Genomic DNA, 20,265 nt, shown 5'->3' with positions numbered 1-20,265 from the left:
AGGCTTCGGAAAAAAGCCGGCTGGGATAGTGAAACTTTAGACAAGATAATTACAGTCACGATTTAAGCTGATTTATATGGGACAGCCCTGATACCGAGGCTCTGGCTAGCTATATAACACCGGCTTTCAATATAAACTTTACGGCTGTTGAGCCTGGTGGCATTCATTCAGAATTTGCCAATAGCGTACTGACACAACTAGAGCAAAGCTCTGGTTATCCCGAAGATGAATACCAGCCAGTATTCAATCACTACCTTGGAAGAATGAGGTCGAGGGCTCCACAGCAGGCCGCCCAGATTTACCAGACTGCCGACCAGGTTGCAGAGGTTGTTTTGCAGACGATCCAGTCTGAAGACCCTCCGGTCCGTATTAGAACCTCGCCCTGGGCCAATGAGTTCGGCTCCTACAAAACGGGTTTGGACCCGAATGGGAAAAAACAGCAGCAGATGGTGATCGAGAGTTTTCTTGCTGATCTCTAATTTGAGTATATTTTTCTGGGAGTGAAAAATAGGTCTCCAGTTATAAAATTTCCCCAGATTATTTTTTAGTCTATCTGTTTTATTGAGGCAACAGGTTTACTAAACAGCGAGCTTGGGCGGCGGCAGACGCCTGCACTGATTAAAGGTACAATGAGCGAAAGTTCTTGTTGGTTGTCCAGCTATGATCAATTCACCCGCGGCCATAAGTTGTAGTAACTGTTCAGTCAGGCGTTTGTGCCTTCCCGCAGGTTTAGCTCAGAAGGACATTGATCGGCTCGAGAATATTACTCGCAGGAAAAAATTGATTAAGGCGGGTGAAACCCTCTACCGATCGGGAGACCCGTTCCAAAATTTGTATGCGATTCGTTCTGGTAGCTTGAAAACGGTAGTGATTGCAGCGGATGGAGATACTCAAGTCACTCATTTCGCTCTCCCTGGCGAGCTGCTCGGACTGGATGCTTACAGCAGTCGGATCCATCCCAGTTATGCCGAAGCGTTGGAGGATAGTAGTGTTTGTCTGCTTCCGTTTGGTCATTTGGAAATTTTAGCTCAGCAGGTACCAGCCCTCCAGCAGCAGATTTATAGTCTATTTTCTGAAGAGCTTCGCCAGGAAAATGAAATTTTAATGTTGCTGGGTAAGCGTTCCGCAGATACACGCTTAGCCGCGCTGCTGATTAACATTTCCAGCCGTTATGCCCGCCGTGGTTATTCCCCAAGAGAATTTGTACTGTCAATGCCGAGAACGGATATTGCCAACTACCTGGGGTTAACTGCTGAAACGGTTAGCCGGCTGTTCTCCCGATTTCAACGCGAGGGCTTGATAAAAGTCAGTGGCAGAACAATTGAGATTCTGGACCTGTTGGCGTTGAGTGATTTGGCGGGAACCCACTGTGGTTATGAAGGCGAGCAGTAGGGCTTTCTAGTTTGAAACTGTCTGGTCAGCTGTGACGCTCATCCCTTGAATATGATGAAAATTTTCTCGGTTATTCTCTGAATTTACCAGGCGCCGCAATGCTGTCTGTTCCGGTACTGGCAGCGGCATATCGGCCAAAAATGCCGCCAATAGTGTCTTCTGGGCAGTGGTCCCTTTCTTCAAATTTTCCTGATAAGGTTGTAACAATCCCCTTCAGCCCTTGTTTCCTTTGGTTTTCTAGAGAGGTTAGTTGTTGCTCACTGACCTTTGCAGGCAGTGATGGAGGGTTGTTTTTGCTGGAAACTGTCTGGTAAGTCATAGTAGCCTTTCCCAGGTGGCACTATCAGAGTGCATCGCAAGTGATAAATGAGAGGGAAGGGATTGTATGCCTGTCAGAGAATTTGACTTAATTAAGATTTTTGCAGCGGAAGGAACGCAAGTCGGTGCAGCGCCCAACTTGGTTATTTCTGCTCACGGCGCCACCACTAAGCAAATCTTTTATCCCAAGGGGCATGGAGGGGATAACCTTTTCTTCTTTTCTCCGCATGGTTACTCTCTGAGTGATCCTGGCATTGCTAGTGTTCTGAGTGGCAACGCGAAATATCATGAGTGGATTGGCAAGGGGAAGGTTTGCCATAACTACACACTGAGTAAATATCAGGGGTATCACGGATCAACAACAGGGCAGGTTCTGGGCCGAGTCACCCGCCATTTTATTAAAGGTGAGAGCTATACTGACGTGCAAAAAGCAGTGGATAATGCGCACGAGCATAATGAAATGGTAAATACTCTGGACCCGAATAATCCGATGCACCAGCCGTATATAGCCAAAGGCGTTAAACCGGTTATGTCGGCGGACTTACTGACTATTCGCAATAGGGTAAAGATGGATGATCCCACTTTGGTGGATGTTCTGAATATTTTGCACAGAAATAAATTGCACTATGAAAATATCTACTGTTCTTTCTGTCGCAGTGAGGTGAGTTTCAATAACATTCTTATTGGTACACCATCTTGGGATAGTAAAATGCAGAGGCCAACCACGTAGTTGGTATTTTTTCAGCCCGTAATCTGACTCGAGATATAAATAAGATGGTGCCTGTACAGTGATTGATTCTAAATTAATTGCCGCTGCGGGTTCCCGTCTATAGGTCTAACAGGGATCTTTTGCTTAAGCCTGCTGCGGTGAAAATTCACGCCCTTTCTACATGTTTCCATATTTCTTTCTTGTTTTTCATATTTCTTCCGTAATTATCCGGTTGGCCCAAATATTCCCTCAGGATGTCCCTGTTTTTTTCAGGGCCAAAAATTTCCTCTTCGTAACTTACATCTAAAATCATCGAATAAAACTTGAATGTGAACAGTTGGTCATAGCAGCCTGTTGGTACGATTGTTTTGTTTGCGGCTTTCCCCTTATTTTCGAATTCGCTGCTAGATAAGTAGGTGTCAAATGCCCGTAAGAGAATATGATTTAGTTAAAATTTTTGCACCGGAAGGGACTCAAATTGGAGATGCGCCGGACCTTGTGATCTCTGCCCATGGTGCAGCAACCAAGCAGACTTTTTATAACAAGGGGCATGGTGGGGATAACCTGCTCTTCTTTGCCCCTCATGGCTATACGTTGGAAGATCCAGGCCTCGAAGGTGTGGTGAGTGGACGAGCAAAATATCACGAGCATATTGCCAAGGGAAAAGTGTGCCGTAACTACACCCTGGCTAAATTTCAGGGCTATCATGGGTCCACTGCTGGGCAGATTTTTGGCCGCCTATCGCGTCCATTTGTTACTGATGATGAGAGCTACACCCAGATTCAGGCAGTTGTGGATGAAGCTCACAAGCACAATATAAAAGCCGCTAGAAATAAGGCGTCACTACGAAGATATGACTTAAATGATCCGTTCCAGAAATCCTTATATGATGCAAAGGTAGGTGCTTCACTGTATACGCAAAAATTGGAAGTTAATTTTTTAACGATTCGCAATAGGTTTGGTAAAGGCAGCCCGACTCTGGTCGATGTTCTCAATATCCTGCATCGAAACCGACTGCACTATGAGAACATTTACTGTTTTTTCTGCCGTAATGAGTTGAGCGCCGGTAACATTTTTTTGGGGGCCCCTTCCTGGGGCAGTAAAAAACGGAAGGCGAATACTTAGAAATACGTGTGGCTGGGTAATTTGTGCATAAAAAAGGGGGGCGTAAACGCCCCCTTAATCCACTACTTATCAGGAGTGTGTGGAGAAAGCTAAATCCTTTTCATTTTCCTTGTGACCAATTTCCCTCTTCCTTGTTTTTTGTAGCCAATCCATGGCTTCTTGTTGCTGTTTGAAATAGCGAATTTCACCATTGACAAACCAGCCCCCGACTTTTGTGGCTATTTGCTGCCACTCCTCATCCCCAAGCACGGCGATATGTGAGAATTCATTGCCGTGTTTTAACGCCAGCTTGAATTCATCCCAAATCGCGTACATACCCCAGCCCTCGAAATCCTGCAGATCAATTAACAACTGAACTTGAGGCTTTTTAACGCCCTCCAGAGCATATTCCAATAGTGGTACTATATGCTCATAATCCTTGTGGGTCAGTTGGCCAATTGCTTTTATATATAGAAAAAAATCCTCGTCGATACGCTCTATACCGATGGAAATACCGTGACGTTTTGTCTGCATGTCGGTTTCTTCCCTAAAAGCTAATTTATTTAAGCGAGAGCTTGTTCTGGCGCCTTAGCTTGTGTCAGGTGCTCGTGCAAAGATTCGTATATTTTTCGGATACTATGATCAAAATATTTAGTATTGAGTTCGTTTACCTGTTTTTGAATAGTTATCCAGTCGGAAAGATCCAGGTACTGTTCAATCTGAGGAAATATAGCGGTATTTTCCAGATTCATATGACTGCGTTGTAGCTTTAGAAAACTAGTGCAGGCTCCCTGTAACACTCTTCGCTCAACTGTTGCGTCATTGGCAATTGCATAAAATAAAGCGCACATATGCTTGGTGTTTAATGCTATTTGCTCATGCTGCATCTGTGCTTCATAAATCGATTTTTTATCGTGAATCGGTTTTGTCAATAACCGGGCAAAAATTAGATCTTCAATCGGGTGATGATATTGGTCCGGATACACGGATAAATAATCCAGTGCATCAAGGATCAGTGAGAGGGTACTTGGATCGCGATCAGTACGGCCAAAAAGATCGAGGAGTAGCTGCTCGAAGGCATTGAGCAGTTGCTGCATTTGTTTGTGGTCACAGCACAGTTGTCGGTAGATGGTATTCATCTCAGACCTCCGCGATTAATCAATGCACATATTGTTGTCAGGAGAGCAAAGGCGGAGTTGATTTGGATCAAGTCAGGCGTACTTAATAGCACGATAGGTAGAATTCCGCGATATCTGGAGATTCTGCTGTAGAGGCCATGCCCTCGAATCATGCGGCTGAAGGGGATAGGTTCTGCTGGATAGGTGATGCGGGTAGGTAATGCAGGTAGGTAATGCAGGTAGGGCGGTGCCAAAAAAATCACTTGTACAAAATACTGACAGGCCCGAGTGTGTAACGGTGTATTTGACCCCCAGGAAAATCATGCCTATTTTCACTGGGTCCCTTCTGCAGCTTTTTCTTCTCTCGATAGCGCTTCTTCGATCGAATTTAAGGGGGGCGCCTCTGAAATTTCTTGTTTAAACAATTTTTTGGCTGTGTGTTGATGCACATTTGGAAGCTTTGGGTTTTCCTCGCTGTTTCTGGCGGGTCAGACTCGAGCCCTGCCGGCTGATAAACCTGTCTTTGCGGGGCGCTGTATTCATATGCAGCCGCACAGTTGAGCACAACAGTGTGAGGAGTACTAATGAGCAAAATTCGAAAATGGGCGAGTTTGTTAGCTTTGATCATTTCGCCTGGTGTGATAGCTGAGGGCACGTATTGGGGAGCTGTAGCAGGTTTGGCGGATTTTGATTTTAGCGGCGTCGACAATCCGGTCAATCTCGGTATTCGGACGGGCTACACCCGCTCGTCGGGTTTAGGTGTCGAGGTTGAATACATGGGGTCTGTGTTCAGCGGCGAGGCTCAGGTCTATGGTCGGGGAGAAGATGTCGAGCTACAGTCTTTGGCCGCTTATGCGACTTACCGAACCGAAGGGGACTGGTATATCAAAGGGCGACTGGGCGCTCTCTATGAGGATGTTTCAGTGGGCCGTAAAAGTAGTGATGATTTTGGGGTTAGTGTTGGGGCCGGCGTGGGTTTTAAATTGAGCGAAAATTATCGGCTGGAACTGGAGTACACCATGATTGAAAAGGATATTGGTTTTTGGTCTGGAGGTTTCAGCGTACGTTTTTAGTCGATCCGCTGCCTCTTCGCCCGGCCTTTGACCGGCGGCGAGAAACTTGTTTGAGATCTTCCTGCAGTGCTCCGATTTTCCCGTGTGAGCAAACACTTGTACTAACCCTGCCTAGGTCTATAATCCGCGCCCTTTTATCAGTTTTCAGTATGTGAGGTGAGAAAGATGCGCTTTAAGTCCAAGGCCTTGGCTGCAGCTGCTGCCCTGTTGTGTTCTGCCTTTGTTCAAGCAGAAGGTGCCTATGTGGGCGGTGTGTTTGGTGTGATGAATGTTGATGACGCAGGCGACAGCCCTCTGAATGCGGGTGTCCGGGCCGGTTATGCCTGGGGTTCTGGGTGGGGCATAGAAGCTGAGTTCACGGACTCTGTGGTTGAGGGCGAGTACGACGTCTATTGGTACAACTTGGAATACTCCCTTGCCACACAAGCTGTCTACGCTACTTACCGTTCAGAGGGCGATATTTATCTGAAAGGACGCCTTGGTTATTTACACGAAGAACTGGAAGTGGATGGCTGGGGCGAAGAGTATACTGATAGCGGTATCTCCGCAGGTATTGGGGCCGGTTTTAAGCTGACCGACAAGGCAGTTTTTGAACTGGACTACACCCTTATTGAGACAGATGTGGATTACTGGTCTGGTTCTGTGGTGTTCAATTTCTAAACATTTCCTGTGGGGCGCGGCAATCTGACTGCGTCTCCGCATTTGCGTATTCATGCTTGCCTTGGTGTACAATGCGCGCCTTTCTAAAATGCCCAGGATGCATTGAGCTGTAGGGCCATCCCGCTGGGATATTTCTGGTCCAACTCCTAAGCCTGGGCGCTGTGGTATCGAGTTACACAAGCCTCTACTCAGCCCGCTTTACCGAGGGAACACCATGTTTGATTCATCTGTCACTTTAGCTTCTTATGATCCAGAAATTTGGGAAGCCATCCAGGAGGAAGACTCTCGTCAGGAAGACCATATCGAGTTGATCGCTTCTGAGAATTACACCAGCCCAATGGTGATGGAAGCACAGGGCAGCAGCCTGACCAACAAGTACGCCGAAGGGTACCCCGGCAAGCGTTACTACGGTGGTTGTGAGTTTGTGGACAAAGTGGAGACCCTGGCGATTGAGCGTGCTAAGGAGCTGTTCGGGGCGGATTATGCCAATGTACAGCCGCACTCCGGTTCGCAGGCCAACGCTGCAGTTTACCTGGCGCTGTGTGCTCCCGGTGATACCGTGCTGGGTATGAGCCTGGCTCACGGCGGTCACCTGACTCACGGGGCCCGCGTCAACTTCTCTGGCAAGATTTACAACGCGGTACAGTACGGTTTGAATCCGGAAACCGGCGAGGTAGATTACGAGGAAGTTGAGCGACTGGCGCTGGAGCACAAGCCGAAGATGATTGTGGCCGGTTTCTCTGCCTACAGCCGTGTGATGGACTGGGCACGCTTCCGTGAAATCGCCGATAAAGTAGGGGCCTACCTGTTTGTGGATATGGCGCACATCGCCGGTTTGGTAGCTGCAGGCGAATATCCGTCCCCTATCGCTTGTGCCGATGTGGTGACGACTACAACTCACAAAACCCTGCGTGGTCCGCGCGGTGGCATTATCCTGGCGCGTGCCAACGAAGAGATCGAAAAGAAACTCAATTCTGCGGTATTCCCCGGTGGCCAGGGCGGTCCTCTGATGCATGTGATTGCGGCAAAAGCAGTTTCCTTCAAAGAGGCGATGACCCCAGAATACAAGGTTTACCAAAAAAAGGTTGTGGAAAATGCTCGCGCTATGGCGGAGACCTTCCTCGATCGCGGTATTAATATTGTTTCCGGTGGTACCGATGATCACCTGATGTTGGTTGACTTGATTGGCAAAGAGTACACCGGTAAAGATGCCGATGAAGCCTTGGGCAATGCCAATATTACCGTCAACAAAAATGCGGTCCCCAACGATCCGCGCTCCCCGTTTATTACCAGCGGCCTGCGTGTTGGCACCCCGGCGATCACCACTCGTGGTTTTGGCGTGAAGGAGACCCAACAGCTGACTCATTGGATCTGCGACCTGCTGGATGCACTGGAAAAAGGTGATGTGGAAGCGACCATTGCCGAAGTGAAAAAGAAAGTTCTGGGCATCTGCGCAGAGTTTCCCGTGTATAAAAAAGGCTGATCAGCTCAGCTGATTAAAAAGCGGCTCATAGAGCCGCTTTTTTTATGCGTCGGGGGCGGGTTTCCTCCAGTGACCGCTGCACTGTGGTTGTGCGTACTGCGGTCACACAGTGCAACGGCTGTGGTAAACTGCGGCCCATTTTCCACTCCGGGGATAATCCCACATGCACTGTCCGTTCTGCAGCGCAGAAGAAACAAAAGTCGTCGATTCCCGATTGGTGGCCGAAGGCGATCAAGTACGCCGTCGGCGCGAGTGCCTGGAATGCCACGAGCGCTTTACCACATTCGAAACCGCTGAATTGCTGTTGCCGCGAGTGATCAAGCAAAACGGCCAGCGCGAGCCCTTCAACGAAGAGAAGTTGCGTGCGGGTATTCAGCGCGCCGTTGAAAAGCGCCCGGTCAGTATCGAGCGGGTAGAGTCTGCGGTATCCCAGATTAAGCATGCCCTGCAGGCGACCGGTGAACGTGAACTGCCGGCGCGTGCTATTGGTGAGCTGGTGATGGAGCAGCTGCGCGACCTGGACCAAGTCGCTTATGTGCGCTTTGCTTCGGTCTATCGCCGTTTCGAGGACGTCAGTGAGTTTGGAGAGGAGATTGAGCGCTTGACCAGTAAGGGATCGAATCCAGCATGAGCCAAACTGTTGTACAGAGTGCAGAAGCATTGATGGTCCGCGCTATCCAATTGGCGGAACGGGGTCTCTATACCACTATGCCCAACCCGAGAGTGGGCTGTGTGATTACCAATGCGGAAGGCACAATTGTCGGCGAAGGTTGGCACCGACGCGCCGGTGAGCCCCACGCTGAGATTGAGGCGCTACGCGATGCTGGCGAGGGCGCTCGCGGGGCTACTGTGTATGTCACCCTTGAGCCCTGTAGTCACACCGGCCGCACCGGACCCTGTGCCGAGGCGCTGGTGGACGCCGGCGTTGCCCGGGTGATTTATGGTATGCAGGACCCAAACCCAAAAGTGGGCGGTACGGGGTTGCAGCGACTGCGCGACGCCGGAATTGAAGTGGAAGGCCCTGTTCTGGAAGAAAAGTGTCGCGCACTCAACCCGGGTTTTATCAAGCGTATGACCCTGGGTCTGCCACTGGTGCGGAGTAAGTCGGCAATGAGTCTGGATGGACGCACGGCGATGGCCAGCGGGGAGTCCAAATGGGTTTCGGGCCCCGCTGCACGCGCCGATGTGCAGCGCCTGCGCGCCCGTAGCTGTGCCATTGTTACCGGTGTCGAGACAGTGCGCCGCGACAATCCTAACCTCAATGTGCGCGCCGGCGAAATGTCGCTGGAATCGCTGGTTGCGGAGCAGGCTGCCGAGGTGCAACCGCTGCGCGTGATTGTCGACAGTCAGCTGCGCACTCCGGCAAAAGCCTTTATTTTGCAAGGGGACGCCCCCACATTGGTGTGCACCACTGAACGTGCTGCGGCGGAGCGTCGCGAGCGCCTGGAGCGAGCTGGTGCCGAGGTGCTGGTATTGCCACAGGATAAAGAGGGACGAGTGGACCTACTGGCAGTTCTCAAGGAATTGGCAAAGCGCCAATGCAATGAGGTATTGGTAGAGAGTGGAGCCACTCTGGCGGGTGAATTTTTGTACCGCGGCCATGTTGATGAGCTGATTGTCTATTTGGCTCCCAAAATATTGGGTAGTACAGCGCGGCCACTTTTCGAATTGCCTATCGAGCGGATGGGCTCGATGCTGCCGATTACTGTTACTGATATGCGCGCTGTCGGCCACGATTGGCGTATCACTGCAACCACTGATATCGAGCGCTGATGTTTACTGGGATTATTGAAACTGTTGGCGAAATTGCTGAGCTGAAACCTCAGGGCGGCGACCTGCGTGTGCGTGTGCGCAGCGGTAAGCTGGATCTGATCGATGTGCAGCTTGGCGACAGTATCGCCACTAACGGCGTCTGCCTCACGGTAGTGGACCTGCCGGGGGATGGTTACTGGGCGGATGTTTCCGCAGAAACCCTGGATGTGACCTCTGTGGGCCGCTGGAAAAAAGGCGACCGGGTTAATCTGGAAAAGGCGCTCACACCTCAGACCCGCCTGGGTGGGCATATTGTCAGTGGTCATGTCGACGGCATCGGTGAGGTAGTGTGGCGTAAGTCCGAAGCCCGCGCCGAGCGCTTCCGGCTGCGCGCGCCCGATAATCTGGCTCGCTATATTGCCCACAAAGGTTCTATTACCGTAGATGGTACCAGTCTCACGGTGAATGCGGTGAATGCGGTGAATGCGGTGGATGGCGCCGAGTTCGAACTCACGATAGTGCCGCACACCCTGCAAGAAACGATTATGGCCACTTATGCAGCTGGCACCCGGGTTAATTTGGAAGTGGATCTAATCGCGCGCTACCTGGAACGGTTACTCCTCGGCGATGAGGCGGCCAAGGCCAGTGGCGGCGGTATGACACTCGAATTTCTCGCCCAAAACGGGTTTTATAAGCGTTAGCGCTACATCGCGTCGGCACTGCGACAACAGCGCGATAACTGCTCAATTTGCAATTGATAAATTTATCCAGAGTTAACCATGGAACTAAATACGGTTGAAGAACTGCTCGACGATATCCGCCAGGGCAAAATGGTCATCCTGATGGATGATGAAGATCGTGAGAACGAGGGCGACCTGGTGATGGCGGCGGAGCAGGTTCGCGCCGAAGACATCAACTTTATGGCGACTCATGGCCGGGGTCTGATTTGTCTGCCGATGTCAAAAGAGCGCTGTGGGCAGCTGGACCTGCCGCTGATGTCACGGGATAACGGAGCACAGTTCAGCACCAACTTCACCGTGTCCATTGAGGCAGCGGAAGGCGTTACCACGGGTATCTCAGCGGCGGACCGCGCCCGCACGGTGCGCGCGGCCGTGGCGAGAAATGCCAAGCCCAGTGATATCGTTCAACCCGGCCATATTTTCCCGATTATGGCCCAGCCCGGCGGTGTACTGAGCCGAGCTGGCCACACTGAAGCGGGTTGCGATCTGGCGCGCTTGGCAGGCTTTGAGGCCGCAGCGGTGATTGTCGAGATCATGAACGAAGACGGCACTATGTCGCGCCGTCCAGATCTGGAAAAATTCGCCAAAGAGCACAACCTCAAAATTGGTACTATTGCCGACCTGATCACCTACCGCGCTTTAAATGAAAAGACGGTAGAGTGCGTAAATGAGCGCAAAGTGCGTACCGAGTTTGGGGTATTCAAGCTGCGCACTTATCTGGATAAGGCTCGCCGCGAGCGCCATTTCGCGTTTATCAAAGGTGAACCCACTCCTGAAGCACCGACGCTGGTGCGAGTGCATGTCAGCAACACCTTGCGCGATGTGCTCACGGTTCAGCGTGGCGATGAGAAATTTATCCCCTGGACTTTCCGTCGCGCCATGCAGCGTATCGAGAAAGAGGGCAAGGGTGTCGTGGTACTAATCTGCCACAACGAGACCACCGAAGAGATCGAAGAAAGTATTGACTGGCTGATCAGCGGCAAGCAGCAGCGCCCCAGTCAGGATCTGGTGTACAAGCAGGTCGGCACCGGCTCACAAATACTGCGCGATCTCAAAGTGCGCAAAATGCGTTTGATGAGCGCACCGTTTAAGTTCAGCGCCATTTCCGGGTTCGACTTAGAAGTTGAGGAATACCTGAACGTCGAAGAGTAACAGTACAAGCCTCTCCAGTTCGGTTCGGTTACCGGGGGGCGCAAAAGAAATACGGATTGAAAATTATGAGCACTATTCAAGTGATCGAAGGGGACTTCGTCGGCAGTACTGGCAAATACGCACTGTTGGTGAGCCGCTGGAACAGTTTTGTGGTTGAGAGCCTGAAAGACGGTGCGCTCGACACCTTGCGTCGCAAGGGTATCAAAGATGAAGACATCACCATCTACTACGCACCGGGTGCATTCGAATTTCCACTGGCTGCGCAGAAGTTGGCTGAAAGCAAGAAGTTCGATGCCATTATTGCTCTGGGTGCGGTCATTCGTGGTGGCACCCCGCATTTTGAATATGTCGCTGGCGAGTGCACGAAAGGTTTGGCCCAGGTGTCTCTCAATACGGGTATCCCCGTTACGTTTGGCGTGCTCACAGTGGATTCCATTGAGCAAGCGATCGAGCGCTCTGGCACCAAGGCTGGCAACAAGGGTTGTGAAGCTGCTGAAACCGCACTGGAAATGGTTTCCCTGCTCGGCAAAATTTAATTGCCCGCGCGCTGGCCGAGGGTCGGCGCTGCCCATTCTGTGAAGTATCTACCGGAAAAGACAATGACCGTAACTGCATCCACCCGCCGCAAGGCGCGTCACTACGCCATGCAGGCCCTCTACCAATGGCAAATGGCTGGGGCCAGCCTCAATTCGATTGAAGCAGAGTTTCACGCCGACAACGATATGAGCAAAACCGATGTCGCCTATTTTCGCGATATTTTCCACGGTGTGGCCAAAAACCTCGACGAAGTGGAAGGTGCTTATCGTTCGCACTTGGACCGCAAGGTGGAAGACCTGGACCCGGTATCCCGCGCGCTGTTGCGTATGGCTACCTACGAGTTGAAAAGCCGTGTCGATGTGCCCTATAAAGTCGTAATTAATGAAGCGGTGGCACTGGCGAAAAAATTTGGCCCCACCGATGCTTTTAAGTTTATCAATGGCATCCTGGATAAGACCGCTGCGGATCTGCGCTCAGCAGAGGTAGCCGCAGACAAGAAAGGCTGAATCGAAGATATGTCCAAAGCGCTGGGGGAGTTTGAGATTATCCGTAACTACTTCGCCCGCGCGCCGCAGGGTGAAGGCGTAGCCCTTGGCATTGGCGATGACTGTGCTCTGCTGCAGGCACCGCCCAGTGGACAGCTGGCCACCTCAATGGACACCCTGGTTGCGGGTCGCCATTTTCCCGCAGATGCCGATCCAGCCATGATTGCCAGCCGTGCGCTCCGCGTGAATATCAGTGATTTGGCCGCGATGAACGCTTCCCCTCTCTGGTTTACCCTGGCCCTGACCTTGCCGAGCAGCGATGCCGTCTGGTTGAAAAAATTTGCGGCAGGTCTACTTGAAACTGCGGGGCAATTCGGCATTTCTCTGGTGGGGGGCGACACCACGGCAGGGCCTCTTTCGATCACAATCCAAGTGATCGGCCACACACAAAAACCTTTGCGACGCGATGGTGCATCCCCCGGCGACAGTATTTATGTCAGTGGCCCGCTGGGTGCGGCTGCAGCAGCTCTGCCTGTTGTTTTGGCTGAGCGAGAAGTGAGCGAGGCTATTCGCCGCGAGGCTGAGCAGGTTTACTATTTCCCCGAACCGCAATTAACGACTGCTACTGCGATTGGCAAATTTGCCACCAGTGCGCTGGATATATCCGACGGATTACTCGGTGATCTCATCCATATTTGTGAGGCCAGTGGTGTTGCGGCGGAGGTTAACCTGGATGCTTTACCGATAGCGCCTTTAGTGCACCAGCTGGCCGCAGACAATGCGATTGAACTGGCGGCGTGCGGAGGCGATGACTACCAGCTTTGCTTTACCGTGCCCGAAGCAGCCGCCGGGCAAATCAATCAACTGGATCTGGCTGCTGTGCCTATCGGGCGACTCGTACAGGGGGAGCCACAGGTGCGCTGTTCCTATCGAGGGCGTCCCTGGGTGGCTCCGTCGCCGGGCTACCGGCACTTTTAACCCTGAGTCACAGCGCCCTTGTGAGATTTGAATAGAATGAGCAACATCAACCCGACATTTTCTCAGCTCTTGCGCGATCCCACCCTGTTGCTGGCTTTCGGCTTCGGTTCCGGGCTGGCACCCAAGGCACCGGGCACGTTTGGCACCCTTGCAGCCATTCCTTTTTGGTGGTTGATGCAGGATTTGTCGCCTTTCTGGTATTTGGGCATCGTGTTTATTACCGGCGTGGTAGGCTGCTACTTGTGTGGTTCTGCGGCAAAGAAAATGGGGGTCCACGATCATGGCGGAATCGTTTGGGATGAGATGGTGGGCTATTGGCTCACTATGTTTATGGCGCCTGCCGGTTGGGCCTGGGCACTTTACGGTTTTGTACTTTTCCGGTTGTTTGATATTGCCAAGCCACCCCCAATCGGCTGGGTCGACCGACGTGTACAAGGTGGCGTTGGAATTATGCTCGACGATATACTGGCTGCTGTTTACGCGTCGCTGTTGCTGCAATTAACCGCATGGCTAATCGGCGCTTAGCTTGATAGGGAAGGTCAATGCGAAGTTTTTATGTAGTTGTCTTTAGTTTTTTATTGGCTCTGGGTGCTCAAGCTCAACAAGTGCAATTAAAAGGTTTGTTTGGCGATAGCGCCTTGCTGGAGGTCGATGGCCGACAGCGAATTCTCAAGGCAGGACAAAAATCCCCCGAGGGCATCACTCTCCTTGAGGCGACAACCCGATACGCTCGGGTCAGTATTGAGGGGCGTGAGCAGAAGCTGACCCTGGAAGCTCCTATAGCGGCCAGTTTTGCCCAGGCTGCACGGGCGGAAGTACGCCTTGCCGCAGACAGTCGTGGTCACTATATGACGGATGCCTGGGTTAATGGCCTGCGAGTCCCTATGATGGTGGATACCGGGGCTACCAGTATTGCGTTTAACTATCCCACCGCCCGTCGCCTGGGTCTAAACCTGAATACTGCAGAAGAAATCAGGGTTTCCACCGCAAACGGGATTACCAGAGCTTACCGATTGAATCTGAACAGTGTCACCATTGGCGGAATCAAACTTCACAATGTCGATGCAACTGTACACGCCGATGACTTTCCCAGTGTAGTGCTCCTGGGCAATAGTTTTCTCAGTCGAGTTGATATGGAACAGCAGCAGGGCGTGCTGTTATTGCGCGCCCGACACTGATTTTAAGAGGTATTAAGTTGACCATTCGTTATGTGGAATCCTCGAAATTGCCCACTTCCTGGGGCATGTTTGAGATGCACGGTTTCGAGGAAGTTGAAACCGGTAAGGAGCACGTGGTGCTAACCATGGGTGACTTCGATACCGAAGAGCCCCTGCTGGCCCGGATTCATTCTGAGTGTCTGACAGGGGATGCCCTTTTTTCTTTGCGCTGTGATTGCGGTGCTCAGTTACAGCATGCGATGCATCGCATTGCGATGGAGGGACGCGGTGCGATTTTTTACCTGCGCCAGGAAGGCCGTGGCATCGGCCTGCTGAATAAGATTCGCGCTTACCATTTACAGGATCGCGGTGCGGATACCGTGGAGGCCAATGAGCAGCTCGGCTTTGGTGCCGATATGCGTGATTACTCCATTCTCACGTCGATGATCGAGCACTTGGGTATCCACTCTATTCGACTGATGACCAATAACCCGCGCAAAGTGAAAGCACTGCAGGATTTGGGCATCGAAGTTTCTGAGCGTTTGCCGCATCAGTCCGGGCGCAACCCGCACAATGCCAAATATCTATCCACTAAAAAAGGCAAGCTTGGCCACTTGTTTGAAAATGGTGACGAAGAGAGTGGCGAGGCCGGTTAGGGTATTGCTGGCACTGCGCTAGTAGATTGCGCAGTGCTCGGCGCAATCTACTAGCGCACTAGTTTGGACGGTTCCACGACGGCCCATTTGCGCCCGCTGCCAATTGGCGCTTTCTGAGAGTGTACTGGTATTTCACCGCCGACAGCGATAACAAAAAAGCCATAATTCTCAGCATTATTTCTTGCAAAAGCTCTTTGGGTATCGTTACCACTTGCCAGGGCTAAAGCGTTGACGCGCCCATAGCAAGAGCCGTTGGGAGCATCTTTTGTGCCAGCTGCCAAGTGTGACAGTTCATGTACAAGCGTTTCAATTTGTGTTTGGCAATTGCTTTGAATGCGTTTTAGTGAATTAAAAAATCTGTCTGTCAGATCAATCTTAACGCCGTTTATACTGCTGTGGTCTTTTCTTTGTTTGTAGCTGCTTTTGCCGATACTGGTAACGTGTGTTGCCATCGCGTTGGTATTGGAACCCAGAGTAGCGTGAGCATCGTTGAGGGTAATGGGAAGGTTGTTGATATAAAAATTCATACGATAAATCTTTGCTGAAACCTCCTCCATCTCCTCTTTGGAGGCGATACCAAACCATTTTTTAAATAGTGTTTTTGTCTTGTCGTCCCGGTTCGACATGCCTTTCTCTGCCAATGAAATACAGCTGGCTGTGCGCCTGAAGCAGTCCCTTGCGGTAGCCTCGCGCTGTTTGTCGGTAAATCCGGTGTAAGTTTCCATATCTGCTCCCTGCCTGTTTATGCTGCTTAATATTTATTGGCTACTTCGCTTAGGTACCCACTTGGGTTGTTTGGTTTTATTTGAGCAGGCCCCGAGTGGGGACCTTTATGGGTTTCTGCCTGTTGTTTATTGTTGTATGGCAGCTCTCATTTTATATCGGAGGTTAATTATAAAGTTGAATCTTCAGATGAGGTGTGGTGAGGTAAGGAGCGGGGCGCCATTTTAAGGTAAGAATATATTATTACTCTTTGATGAATATTTATTTGGGCTTATTGGCCTGCTACGGATGCGAAAGTAAGGAGTGGGTTTCACAGAGGGTGCAGCATTGATAAAGTCAGCGCCGTATTTGATCGCATAGCGGGTTGCTCGGCGGCAGTCGTAAGGGCCATCGTATCTGGATCAGTGGCATGGACATCTTCGGGGCTTCGGAATCGCTTTTTGGCCACAGCTCACCTTCTAGGTGAATGTGCATATCCATTAAGTACGGTATTTCGGGGCTATTCTGAAGATCAATGACTTCAGTATTACCCCGGCTCAAATCCGCGAGTCTGAAAGCGCTGATTTTACCGTCTTCGATAATGACACTCTGCCGTGCATAACTGTGATTTCCACCAGTATATTGGCGGAGATAAAAAAGGTTGAAATGGCAGCGAGGAGGAATGGTTTAATAACTTAGGTAGCTATTTGTTATTGCAATACACGTTAAAGCAATAAGTGGATATGACAATTCACTGAGGTTGGATTAGAGATTAATTTTATTGTGAAATGCATATTAAAAAGACCGGAATTTTCCGGCCTTTTTATTTTCTGAAAATTAATGCCTGTGACGGGGCTGTACAAACACTGCGGTGGTGCGGCCGGGTAGGGTAAAGCTGCCGCTGCCCCGATCAAACTTCACCTGATACAGGCGCGGGTCGATAGAGCGGCGGTGACGTGGGTGTTTGTGCAAGTGTTCGCCGCGCAGGCTTTCACTGGTAAATTCCACCATTTCATCATCGCTATTAAACAGCACGACAATACGTTCGAAGCGCGGATCGACGCTGCCCTGTAGATCGGATAGCTCCATCACAATCAACCCCGGCACTTGTTCGGGGCCCGTGTTGAGGAAGTTGAGATGCGCTTTTACCAACTCTTCACTGGGCAATCGGAATAGCCGCGAGCTGTTGCGTATTGACAGCTGTTCGCGTAAGAGCGCGGCGCTCCACTGGCGATGGCGACGCTTGGGAGCCAGATCCGGGTTTGCCAGCAATGGCTGCATCAGCGACCAGCTGTCTTCATTTTTATCGGCGACTGGCAGGCCTGCGGCCCAGTTATCGCTAGCGAGGCTGAAGTCGAGGGCGTTAAACCAGTCACCGGAATTGTAGCTGTCGCGATCCATCGATTTGGATCGTAGGAAATCCTGCCCTGCATGGATAAAGGGCACTCCCTGGCCCAAGAGCACCAGCGAATTACTGAAGGCTTGCATACGAACGCGCTCGCGCAGGCTGGCGTTGTCGCTGGCTTTGATCTGGACCCCGTCAAACAGCGTCTCGTTGTCGTGGGCGGCGATATAATTAATGGATTCCTGTGGGTCGGCGGTGTAGCCGGTGGGCTGGCCGTTGTAGACCAGCTCGCTGCCGGTGATGATATTGCCACTGGCATCCTCGAAAGGGTAATTCGCCAGGTTGCCGGCTAGGGAAACACGAACTTTATCCGCCAGGGTCAGCAGCGTGGCGCGCTCGTCTTCACCCTCGAATTTGCCGTTGCTGTCGGTGAACAACCCGGTGCCGAAACCTTGCTCCTCAAAGCCGCCGAAGGGATTGCCACCGCGCACTGAGTCACGCAGCCGATCGTTAAAGGTACCCACGCCGCTGCCGGCCATATTGGTCTGTCGGGCCTGAACGAAGCGGGCATCGTTGGCTACTTCGCCGAAGTTCCAGCCCTCGCCGTACAGGTAGATGGCGCTGCCATCGACACCATCGCCTTCAGAGGTCAGCGACTGCAGAGCCGCCTGGGCCTTGAGGATATTGTCCAGGCTGTGATGCCCCATCAAATCGAAGCGAAAGCTGTCCACCTTGTAGGCCTGGGCCCAGGTGACCAGTGAATCGATCATCAGCTTTTCCATCATGGCGTGCTCGCTGGCGGTATTGGCGCAGCAGCTGCTCATCTCAACATCGCCCTCCACGCTGCGGCGTTGGTAATAGCCGGGGACGATTTTATCGAGTACAGAGTTCTGATACTGACCATACGAGCTGGTGTGGTTGTACACCACATCCATCACCAGTCGCAGTCCGGAGTGTGAAAGCCCCTGTACCATCTGGCGGAACTCGCGGATACGTGCAGCGCCATCCGGGGCGGTGCTGTAACTGCCTTCGGGGACGGTGTAGTGCAGCGGATCGTAGCCCCAATTAAAGCCATCGCTGTCGCGCACGGCATCCACCAGGGCCTGTTGCTCACTGCTATCCGCAGCGTAGATGGATAAATCTGGGGTTTGTTGCTGCTGATCCCGGTCTTCATTGACCGTGGCAAAGTCGAATGCGGGCAATAGGTGGATATGGGTCAGGCCCGCTCGGGCCAATTTGTGCAGGTGGCGCATACCATTGCTGTGGTGACGGGTGAACGCCTTGAAGGTGCCGCGCTCCATTTCGGGTACCGTGTTGTCTGTGATACTAAAGTCGCGCACATGTAACTCATAGACACTGATATCTTCCGGCTGGACCAGCTGGGGCTTGTGCAGGCGATCCCAGCCGCGCGGTTTCAGATCTCGATCGTCCAGATTGACGATCTGGCTTTTGCCACTGTTGATAGAGAGGCTTAGGGAGTAGGGATCGGTCACCCGATTGGTTTCAATCTGTCGGCTGAAATAAGAGTAAACCTCCACTTCATAGAGGTAAAAGCCGCGGTCCCACTGCTTGTCGATGTTGGTATGCCAAACACCGGTAGCTTCGTCGCGCTGCATGGATACAAGCTGGTCGGCGGTATCGCTGTCGGAATTCGAAAACAAGTGCAACTTCACCGAGCGCGCGGTAGGGGCCCAAAGGTCGATCTGGATATTATCTTTGCCAATGTGGGCGCCGAGTTCACCATCGTAGTAAAAGCGGTCGTCCAGAGCGCCAGCCATCTGTACGCCGGTGGCATCAAGCAAGTTGCCATCGGTATCGTAGACAGCGAGGGCGAGCTGCTGGGTTACCAGGTTACTTAGGGACGTTTGTTCGGGCAGTTGCCAGGCACTGAAAGCGGCCAGGTGTGGGAATTTTTGTTGGACGCTATCGGGCAGATTGCTAAGGGGCGCGAGATCGACGGCGCCATCAGAATGAACCTCGCCATCTTCCAGCTTTAATTCGGCACTATTGCTGTAATGCAGTTTAACCCTGTCGCCGTCTTGTATCTGGATATCCCAGGCGAAACTATTGGCATCCACCCAATGGGCTTTATCGCTGCTGAGATCACCCTTGGCGAAGCCGTCACTGCTGACGGTGACCTCCTTGCTGGTGGAGTCAAAGGCAAAGTAGATTTCGTCATTGTCCGCCGCCACGCTAAAGCTGACATTGGCTCCACCATTGCCGTAGCTTTCGTCCCAGCCTTCATGCAGGGCCACTTTGAATTCGTAGGTGCCTGGGGGCAGCTCCGAGGTGACAAAGGTGTAGGTGCCATCACCATCGAGGTCCTGCATCCAGGTGCGTAGACAGCTGGGTTGCCAGTCTTCCAGGCAACCCAGCAGTGACTGGAAGTTGCCGGCGATGGTGGCTATCACACTGTTGCTGTTATCGGTGATCCAATGACTCTCGTGGTCGTAAACAAATTTGATCTCATGGGCCTCATTCAGGTTGAGTGAAATATTGGCACCGCCGTGCTGACCGCCCCGGCCATAGTTTTCATCCCAGCTGTTGTTGAGGGCGGCCTTGTATTCCCAATTGCCAGCAGATACCCAGAAGCTACCTTGCCATTTGTCATCTTCACTGTCGTAACTGAGAAGGGTTGCGGCGCAACCTGGTTGCCAGTCGCTATCACAGCCCAGCTGGCTTTGCAGGTTGCCGGGGATATTGACACTTGATGGATCTGGGGTGTCCGCCGCCCAGGCAGATGGCTGGGCAAAGCAGAAGAGAGCGCCCAGTATCAGGCAGGCCCTTTGCTTTGGGCCTGCAAATCTTACTTTTGGCATGACGTTTCTCACTTGTTGTTATGGCTTTTGTGGTGATGGACAGGACTTTTGCATTTCTCTCAGGTGGCATTGAATCGCAGTCGCG

23 protein-coding genes are annotated in these 20,265 nt (G+C 51.8%); 17 read left to right on the top strand and 6 right to left on the bottom strand.

Translation table 11 applies throughout. From position 1 onward, the window contains the following. Positions 1 to 263: 263 nt before the first annotated feature. Both MO867_RS04580 and fnr read left to right on the top strand, forming a co-directional pair. On the top strand, positions 264 to 479 hold the full coding sequence (locus tag MO867_RS04580; RefSeq protein ID WP_252465053.1) for a hypothetical protein: 216 nt from the start codon (positions 264 to 266) through the stop codon (positions 477 to 479). 181 nt (positions 480 to 660) lie between these two features. Next, complete coding sequence (fnr, locus tag MO867_RS04575) at positions 661 to 1,392, top strand: fumarate/nitrate reduction transcriptional regulator Fnr (RefSeq protein ID WP_252465051.1); 732 nt, start codon at positions 661 to 663, stop codon at positions 1,390 to 1,392. 70 nt (positions 1,393 to 1,462) lie between these two features. On the opposite strand, the gene MO867_RS04570 is transcribed toward fnr, so the two are convergent. After that, the gene (locus MO867_RS04570; protein WP_252465049.1) at positions 1,463 to 1,711 is read right to left on the bottom strand and encodes a hypothetical protein; all 249 of its coding nucleotides are present in this window, start codon (positions 1,709 to 1,711) and stop codon (positions 1,463 to 1,465) included. 66 nt (positions 1,712 to 1,777) lie between these two features. Between MO867_RS04570 and MO867_RS04565 the strand changes: the two genes are divergently transcribed. Both MO867_RS04565 and MO867_RS04560 read left to right on the top strand, forming a co-directional pair. Then, a complete protein-coding gene (locus tag MO867_RS04565; protein ID WP_252465047.1) occupies positions 1,778 to 2,440 on the top strand; it encodes a putative adhesin in 663 nt (220 codons plus the stop codon). 402 nt (positions 2,441 to 2,842) lie between these two features. Beyond that, positions 2,843 to 3,544, top strand: coding sequence for a putative adhesin (locus tag MO867_RS04560; RefSeq protein WP_252465045.1), 702 nt, complete (start codon positions 2,843 to 2,845; stop codon positions 3,542 to 3,544). Positions 3,545 to 3,613: 69 nt separating this feature from the next. On the opposite strand, the gene MO867_RS04555 is transcribed toward MO867_RS04560, so the two are convergent. Together MO867_RS04555 and MO867_RS04550 are read right to left on the bottom strand one after the other, a co-directional pair. Beyond that, positions 3,614 to 4,057 carry a SpoIIAA family protein gene (locus MO867_RS04555; RefSeq protein WP_252465043.1) on the bottom strand — a complete coding sequence of 148 codons (444 nt, stop codon included), beginning with the start codon at positions 4,055 to 4,057 and terminating at the stop codon, positions 3,614 to 3,616. A gap of 29 nt (positions 4,058 to 4,086) precedes the next feature. Then, complete coding sequence (locus MO867_RS04550; protein WP_252465041.1) at positions 4,087 to 4,662, bottom strand: hemerythrin domain-containing protein; 576 nt, start codon at positions 4,660 to 4,662, stop codon at positions 4,087 to 4,089. A 563-nt stretch (positions 4,663 to 5,225) separates the two neighbouring features. Here MO867_RS04550 and MO867_RS04545 point away from each other — a divergent pair. The 13 genes from MO867_RS04545 to ribA all read left to right on the top strand — a co-directional run bounded on the left by MO867_RS04545 (position 5,226) and on the right by ribA (position 15,314). Further along, positions 5,226 to 5,714, top strand: coding sequence for an outer membrane beta-barrel protein (locus MO867_RS04545; RefSeq protein WP_252465039.1), 489 nt, complete (start codon positions 5,226 to 5,228; stop codon positions 5,712 to 5,714). Between the two features lie 165 nt (positions 5,715 to 5,879). Beyond that, the gene (locus MO867_RS04540) at positions 5,880 to 6,374 is read left to right on the top strand and encodes an outer membrane beta-barrel protein (RefSeq protein ID WP_252465037.1); all 495 of its coding nucleotides are present in this window, start codon (positions 5,880 to 5,882) and stop codon (positions 6,372 to 6,374) included. 214 nt (positions 6,375 to 6,588) lie between these two features. After that, on the top strand, positions 6,589 to 7,857 hold the full coding sequence (glyA, locus tag MO867_RS04535) for a serine hydroxymethyltransferase (protein WP_252465035.1): 1,269 nt from the start codon (positions 6,589 to 6,591) through the stop codon (positions 7,855 to 7,857). A 163-nt stretch (positions 7,858 to 8,020) separates the two neighbouring features. Continuing rightward, a complete protein-coding gene (gene nrdR / locus MO867_RS04530; protein WP_252465033.1) occupies positions 8,021 to 8,488 on the top strand; it encodes a transcriptional regulator NrdR in 468 nt (155 codons plus the stop codon). Next, a complete protein-coding gene (gene ribD, locus MO867_RS04525) occupies positions 8,485 to 9,630 on the top strand; it encodes a bifunctional diaminohydroxyphosphoribosylaminopyrimidine deaminase/5-amino-6-(5-phosphoribosylamino)uracil reductase RibD (RefSeq protein WP_252465031.1) in 1,146 nt (381 codons plus the stop codon). The genes nrdR and ribD overlap by 4 nt, the downstream gene beginning before the upstream one ends. Next, complete coding sequence (locus MO867_RS04520; RefSeq protein ID WP_252465029.1) at positions 9,630 to 10,310, top strand: riboflavin synthase; 681 nt, start codon at positions 9,630 to 9,632, stop codon at positions 10,308 to 10,310. The genes ribD and MO867_RS04520 overlap by 1 nt, the downstream gene beginning before the upstream one ends. A gap of 78 nt (positions 10,311 to 10,388) precedes the next feature. After that, positions 10,389 to 11,501, top strand: a complete 1,113-nt coding sequence (gene ribBA, locus MO867_RS04515; protein WP_252465027.1) for a bifunctional 3,4-dihydroxy-2-butanone-4-phosphate synthase/GTP cyclohydrolase II — start codon at positions 10,389 to 10,391, stop codon at positions 11,499 to 11,501. A 65-nt stretch (positions 11,502 to 11,566) separates the two neighbouring features. Then, entirely contained in the window at positions 11,567 to 12,037 is a 471-nt protein-coding gene (gene ribH, locus MO867_RS04510) for a 6,7-dimethyl-8-ribityllumazine synthase (protein WP_252465025.1), read from the top strand. Positions 12,038 to 12,100: 63 nt separating this feature from the next. Beyond that, positions 12,101 to 12,544: a transcription antitermination factor NusB gene (gene nusB, locus MO867_RS04505; RefSeq protein ID WP_252465023.1), complete on the top strand. Its 444-nt coding sequence runs from the start codon at positions 12,101 to 12,103 to the stop codon at positions 12,542 to 12,544. A 9-nt stretch (positions 12,545 to 12,553) separates the two neighbouring features. After that, positions 12,554 to 13,501, top strand: coding sequence for a thiamine-phosphate kinase (thiL, locus tag MO867_RS04500; RefSeq protein ID WP_252465021.1), 948 nt, complete (start codon positions 12,554 to 12,556; stop codon positions 13,499 to 13,501). Positions 13,502 to 13,537: 36 nt separating this feature from the next. Beyond that, the gene (locus MO867_RS04495; RefSeq protein ID WP_252465019.1) at positions 13,538 to 14,026 is read left to right on the top strand and encodes a phosphatidylglycerophosphatase A family protein; all 489 of its coding nucleotides are present in this window, start codon (positions 13,538 to 13,540) and stop codon (positions 14,024 to 14,026) included. Positions 14,027 to 14,043: 17 nt separating this feature from the next. After that, entirely contained in the window at positions 14,044 to 14,679 is a 636-nt protein-coding gene (locus tag MO867_RS04490) for a retropepsin-like aspartic protease family protein (RefSeq protein WP_252465017.1), read from the top strand. A gap of 17 nt (positions 14,680 to 14,696) precedes the next feature. Next, positions 14,697 to 15,314 (top strand): GTP cyclohydrolase II, encoded by a 618-nt coding sequence (ribA, locus tag MO867_RS04485; RefSeq protein ID WP_252465015.1) that lies wholly within the window; start codon positions 14,697 to 14,699, stop codon positions 15,312 to 15,314. A 50-nt stretch (positions 15,315 to 15,364) separates the two neighbouring features. Here ribA and MO867_RS04480 read toward each other — a convergent pair whose 3' ends face one another. The 3 genes from MO867_RS04480 to pulA all read right to left on the bottom strand — a co-directional run bounded on the left by MO867_RS04480 (position 15,365) and on the right by pulA (position 20,180). Next, positions 15,365 to 15,955 (bottom strand): M35 family metallo-endopeptidase, encoded by a 591-nt coding sequence (locus MO867_RS04480; RefSeq protein ID WP_252465013.1) that lies wholly within the window; start codon positions 15,953 to 15,955, stop codon positions 15,365 to 15,367. Positions 15,956 to 16,347: 392 nt separating this feature from the next. Then, on the bottom strand, positions 16,348 to 16,485 hold the full coding sequence (locus tag MO867_RS04475; protein WP_252465011.1) for a hypothetical protein: 138 nt from the start codon (positions 16,483 to 16,485) through the stop codon (positions 16,348 to 16,350). Positions 16,486 to 16,853: 368 nt separating this feature from the next. Further along, positions 16,854 to 20,180 carry a pullulanase-type alpha-1,6-glucosidase gene (pulA, locus tag MO867_RS04470; RefSeq protein ID WP_252465009.1) on the bottom strand — a complete coding sequence of 1,109 codons (3,327 nt, stop codon included), beginning with the start codon at positions 20,178 to 20,180 and terminating at the stop codon, positions 16,854 to 16,856. Positions 20,181 to 20,265 lie beyond the last annotated feature (85 nt).

Origin of the sequence: Microbulbifer okhotskensis (assembly GCF_023895975.1) — a bacterium.
Classification (GTDB): domain Bacteria; phylum Pseudomonadota; class Gammaproteobacteria; order Pseudomonadales; family Cellvibrionaceae; genus Microbulbifer; species Microbulbifer okhotskensis.
The sequence above is the reverse complement of the archived record's forward strand: the minus strand, read 5'-3'. Positions and strand labels throughout refer to the sequence as shown.

Excerpts from the sequence above, each read along its gene's own strand:
- MO867_RS04580 (WP_252465053.1), top strand. The coding sequence starts at position 264 with ATGAGGTCGAGGGCTCCACAGCAGGCCGCCCAGATTTACCAGACTGCC.
- fnr (WP_252465051.1), top strand. The coding sequence starts at position 661 with ATGATCAATTCACCCGCGGCCATAAGTTGTAGTAACTGTTCAGTCAGG.
- MO867_RS04570 (WP_252465049.1), bottom strand. The coding sequence starts at position 1,711 with ATGACTTACCAGACAGTTTCCAGCAAAAACAACCCTCCATCACTGCCT.
- MO867_RS04565 (WP_252465047.1), top strand. The coding sequence starts at position 1,778 with ATGCCTGTCAGAGAATTTGACTTAATTAAGATTTTTGCAGCGGAAGGA.
- MO867_RS04560 (WP_252465045.1), top strand. The coding sequence starts at position 2,843 with ATGCCCGTAAGAGAATATGATTTAGTTAAAATTTTTGCACCGGAAGGG.
- MO867_RS04555 (WP_252465043.1), bottom strand. The coding sequence starts at position 4,057 with ATGCAGACAAAACGTCACGGTATTTCCATCGGTATAGAGCGTATCGAC.
- MO867_RS04550 (WP_252465041.1), bottom strand. The coding sequence starts at position 4,662 with ATGAATACCATCTACCGACAACTGTGCTGTGACCACAAACAAATGCAG.
- MO867_RS04545 (WP_252465039.1), top strand. The coding sequence starts at position 5,226 with ATGAGCAAAATTCGAAAATGGGCGAGTTTGTTAGCTTTGATCATTTCG.
- MO867_RS04540 (WP_252465037.1), top strand. The coding sequence starts at position 5,880 with ATGCGCTTTAAGTCCAAGGCCTTGGCTGCAGCTGCTGCCCTGTTGTGT.
- glyA (WP_252465035.1), top strand. The coding sequence starts at position 6,589 with ATGTTTGATTCATCTGTCACTTTAGCTTCTTATGATCCAGAAATTTGG.
- nrdR (WP_252465033.1), top strand. The coding sequence starts at position 8,021 with ATGCACTGTCCGTTCTGCAGCGCAGAAGAAACAAAAGTCGTCGATTCC.
- ribD (WP_252465031.1), top strand. The coding sequence starts at position 8,485 with ATGAGCCAAACTGTTGTACAGAGTGCAGAAGCATTGATGGTCCGCGCT.
- MO867_RS04520 (WP_252465029.1), top strand. The coding sequence starts at position 9,630 with ATGTTTACTGGGATTATTGAAACTGTTGGCGAAATTGCTGAGCTGAAA.
- ribBA (WP_252465027.1), top strand. The coding sequence starts at position 10,389 with ATGGAACTAAATACGGTTGAAGAACTGCTCGACGATATCCGCCAGGGC.
- ribH (WP_252465025.1), top strand. The coding sequence starts at position 11,567 with ATGAGCACTATTCAAGTGATCGAAGGGGACTTCGTCGGCAGTACTGGC.
- nusB (WP_252465023.1), top strand. The coding sequence starts at position 12,101 with ATGACCGTAACTGCATCCACCCGCCGCAAGGCGCGTCACTACGCCATG.
- thiL (WP_252465021.1), top strand. The coding sequence starts at position 12,554 with ATGTCCAAAGCGCTGGGGGAGTTTGAGATTATCCGTAACTACTTCGCC.
- MO867_RS04495 (WP_252465019.1), top strand. The coding sequence starts at position 13,538 with ATGAGCAACATCAACCCGACATTTTCTCAGCTCTTGCGCGATCCCACC.
- MO867_RS04490 (WP_252465017.1), top strand. The coding sequence starts at position 14,044 with ATGCGAAGTTTTTATGTAGTTGTCTTTAGTTTTTTATTGGCTCTGGGT.
- pulA (WP_252465009.1), bottom strand. The coding sequence starts at position 20,180 with ATGCCAAAAGTAAGATTTGCAGGCCCAAAGCAAAGGGCCTGCCTGATA.